At 73.5% G+C, this 1,690-nt stretch carries 1 protein-coding gene and 1 pseudogene; both read left to right on the top strand.

The window, feature by feature from the left end:
* Window positions 1-126 precede the first annotated feature (126 nt).
* On the top strand, window positions 127-783 hold the full coding sequence (locus IH13_RS0107700; RefSeq protein ID WP_031082232.1) for a trimeric intracellular cation channel family protein: 657 nt from the start codon (window positions 127-129) through the stop codon (window positions 781-783).
* Between the two features lie 222 nt (window positions 784-1,005).
* Window positions 1,006-1,690 (top strand): annotated as a pseudogene (locus IH13_RS0107705) (amidohydrolase); the annotation flags it as partial.

Here is a 1,690-nt window from a genome sequence, read left to right on the forward strand (position 1 = left end):
AGATGTGTATAAGAGACAGTCCCCGGGGAGACCGGCCGGTTCCGTGCGGGGACGGAGGGGCGAAACCCTGGGTGGCCGAGTGCGCCGTGCCCACGAAGCCGGTGCGCTCCGGGTATGCAGGCTGGTATGAGTTCCCAACCCGCGCCGCTGCTCGCCCTGGATCTGACCGGCACCTTCGCCTTCGGGCTGAACGGCGCCCTGACGGCGGTACGTGCCGCGCGGCTGGACGTGGTCGGTGTGGTCGTCCTCGGCATGATCACCGCCCTGGGCGGCGGCTTCATCCGGGATGTTCTCATCGACTCGCTGCCCCCCGCCACCCTCCGCGACTGGCGCTACTACACGCTCGCCTTCGCCGGCGGTCTGATCGCCTTCGCGCTCAGCAGGCACCTGCGCCGCATCGAGACGGCGATCGTCGTGCTCGACGCCATCGGGCTGAGCACCTTCGCCGTGATCGGCGCGACCAAGGCGCTGGACTCCGGGCTGGGCGTCGCCCCCGCGGTCCTGCTGGGCGTGGTCACGGCGGTGGGAGGGGGCACGATCCGCGACACGCTCGTCGGCCGGATCCCCTCGGTGCTGCGCAGCGGCCTGTACGCCATCCCCGCCCTGGTGGGCGCCGTGATGACCGTGGCGGCGGTCGGGTGGGACGTCTACGGTCTGCCCGCCGCACTGGGAGCCGCGACGGCCTGCTTCCTGATCCGGATGCTGGGTATCCACTTCGGCCTCAACGCGCCCGAACCACCGGAGACGAGAAGGGACCGGGGTGCCCGCGGGACCGAGGCGTAGGCCGGACGGGCCGGTTCACCCGGTCGGCCCACCCGGCGCGGCCCGCCGGGGAGGGGGAGCCGATCCCCGTGGGGCCGGACCGACCGACTCCCCCGCTCGCCGCGTCGCCCCGACGCCCCGGGTGCGGGGTGCCGGTCCCGGGTAGTCTCGGCTCAGCCCCTGCTACGGCGGGGGCGTGGCCGAGGGGGAAGGCGGGGGGCCGCACCCACGCGAGGAGCCACCATGAGCGATCCCGCCCGGACCGTCCTGGCCGGTCTCGACGCCGTCCGCCCCGGCCTGGAGGACCTCTACAGGGACCTCCACCGGCACCCCGAGCTCGGGCTGCGGGAACACCGCACGGCCAAGAAGGCGGCGGACGCCCTGCGCGCCTCGGGCTACGAGGTCACCGAAGGCGTCGGGGGCACCGGCGTGATCGGTGTCCTGAACAACGGGGACGGGCCGGTCGTCCTGGTCCGGGCGGACATGGACGCCCTCCCGGTGCGGGAGGAGACCGGACTCCCGTACGCCTCCACCGCCACGGTGAGCGACGGCGACGGCGGTGAGCAGCCGGTCATGCACGCCTGCGGCCACGACGTACACGTGACCTGCCTGATCGGCTGCGCACAGCTGATGGCCCGGGAGCGGGGCGCCTGGAGCGGTACCTTCGTCGCACTCTTCCAGCCCTCGGAGGAGAACGGCGACGGCGCCGACGCCATGATCGGCGACGGCCTCACCGACAAGGTGCCCCGGCCCGACGTGGTGCTCGCCCAGCACGTCCTGCCCTATCCGGCCGGGTACGTCGGCACACGGCCGGGCGCCTTCCTGTCGGCCGCCGACAGCCTCCGTGTCACCGTCCACGGACGAGGGGCGCATGGCTCCGCGCCCCAGGCCGCGGTCGACCCCGTGGTGCTGCTGTCTCTTATACACA

Origin of the sequence: Streptomyces sp. NRRL WC-3549 (genome assembly GCF_000721935.1) — a bacterium.
GTDB lineage: Bacteria > Actinomycetota > Actinomycetes > Streptomycetales > Streptomycetaceae > Streptomyces.

What these genes read in the sequence shown, in the direction of transcription:
- IH13_RS0107700 (WP_031082232.1), top strand. Translation starts at nt 127, where the DNA reads ATGAGTTCCCAACCCGCGCCGCTGCTCGCCCTGGATCTGACCGGCACC.